The 1,686-nt window shown below is 60.4% G+C and carries 2 protein-coding genes and 1 pseudogene; 2 read left to right on the top strand and 1 reads right to left on the bottom strand.

Features of this window, described 5'->3' with window-relative positions; genetic code table 11:
- Positions 1-162 (bottom strand): annotated as a pseudogene (locus BKD70_RS25505) (MipA/OmpV family protein); the annotation flags it as partial.
- Between the two features lie 241 nt (positions 163-403).
- Between BKD70_RS25505 and BKD70_RS23245 the strand changes: the two are divergent.
- Complete coding sequence (locus BKD70_RS23245; protein ID WP_057976068.1) at positions 404-1,108, top strand: MtnX-like HAD-IB family phosphatase; 705 nt, start codon at positions 404-406, stop codon at positions 1,106-1,108.
- On the top strand, positions 1,101-1,686 hold a 586-nt coding region (locus BKD70_RS23240), incomplete at its 3' end, for an aminotransferase class III-fold pyridoxal phosphate-dependent enzyme (RefSeq protein ID WP_139145823.1). The genes BKD70_RS23245 and BKD70_RS23240, both read left to right, overlap by 8 nt.

Genomic DNA, 1,686 nt, shown 5'->3' with positions numbered 1-1,686 from the left:
GTAAGGCACAGGCCGGGTTTCGTAGCGGCTGCCGCTGGGGTCGTGGGGCTGATAGCTGAGGCCCACGCCCACGTCGCCCGTGATGCCTTCTGCCCACGCGGCACTGCAAAGGCCCCACCCTCCAAGTAAACCGGTGAATACAGCAGCAGCGAGCTTGGACATGGGGACGTTTCCTGAAGGTGGACAGGCGCGCATGAACGCGCAAACCGACGCGCCTGCGCAAGCACTCATGTTGTTTGTAGCAAGCTACAAAAATTGTAGCTCCCGCGACACCTATCACCGCGCATTTCGCCCTAACCCCCAGCCCTGCGGGGTTTTCGCCAGTTGGCACAGTCCCTGCTCTATCCCTTGGCAAGCGCATACAGCGCGCTCCTCCAAGGCCCTTTACCTAAAGGAAAGGCAGATGATCAACTGGCATATCGTGTGTGACTTCGACGGGACCATTACTCCCACGGATGTCATCGACAACGTCCTCCAACGCTTCGCCGGCCCCGAGTGGGAAACCATTGAGCAGGAATGGATGGATGGGCATATCGGTTCACGCGAATGCCTGAGCCGCCAACTGGCGCTGATCAAGGCCACCCCGGCTGAACTGCTGGCGTACTTTGACAGTGTCGAGATCGACCCGGACTTCCCGGATTTCGTCGATCACGTCATGGGCCTGGGTGCTTCCATCGAAGTGGTCAGCGACGGCCTCGAGCAGGGCATTGCCCGCATCCTTTCGCGCAACTACGTGACCCTGCTGCCGATCCTCGCCAACCGCCTGCGCCAGGTTGACCAGGACAGCTGGCGCATCGACTTCCCGTATGCCAGCGATGCCTGTCGCGCTGCTGCCGGCAACTGCAAGTGCAGATCCACGCCGCGCAACAAGCGCGTGCTGGTGATCGGCGACGGCAAGTCCGACATGTGCGTGGCCTCCACCGCCGACTTCGTGTTCGCCAAGGGCAGCCTCGCCGACTACTGCGTCGCCCACCAGATTCCTCATGCGCGCTTCGACACCTTTGCGCAAGTGCCGGCGTTGCTGGCCAAGCTGCCACAAGGCCTCGCCGCCAACGCCACCACCTTCAACACCTCTTCTGACAATCAGGAACTCTTCCATCATGTCTGATATCCGTATCGCTACCGCCGAAGACCAGGTGCTTCTGGATAAAGAAGCCAAGTATTGCTCCTACGGCGACACCGTTCACTACATCGAGCCGCCGCGTATTTTCAGCCGCTGCGAAGGCTCTTATGTGTGGGACACCGAAGACCAGGCCTACCTCGACCTGCAAATGTGGTACTCGGCCGTCAACTTCGGCTATGCCAACCCGCGCTTGAACAACGCGCTGAAAAAGCAGATCGACACGCTGCCGCAAATCGCCAGCCAGTACCTGCACAAAGGCAAGATCGAGCTGTCGGAAATGATCGCGGTCGATGCCAAGAACAAGTTCGGCCTCGACGGCCGTGTGCACTTCAACGTCGGCGGCTCGCAGTCGATCGAAGACTCCCTGAAAGTGGTGCGCAACGCCAGCAACGGCAAAAGCCTGATGTTCGCCTTCGAAGGCGGTTACCACGGCCGCACCCTCGGCGCCTCGTCGATCACCTCCAGCTTCCGCTATCGTCGTCGCTACGGCCACTTTGGCGAGCGCGCCAACTTCATTCCCTTTCCTTACCACTTCCGTGGCCCGAAGGGCATGACCAAGGAAG

It is taken from the genome of Pseudomonas sp. BS-2016, assembly GCF_001806145.1.
In the GTDB taxonomy this organism is placed as follows: Bacteria; Pseudomonadota; Gammaproteobacteria; order Pseudomonadales; family Pseudomonadaceae; genus Aquipseudomonas; species Aquipseudomonas lundensis.
This window is presented reverse-complemented; position numbering and strand designations above follow the sequence as displayed.

What these genes read in the sequence shown, in the direction of transcription:
- BKD70_RS23245 (WP_057976068.1), top strand. Translation starts at nt 404, where the DNA reads ATGATCAACTGGCATATCGTGTGTGACTTCGACGGGACCATTACTCCC.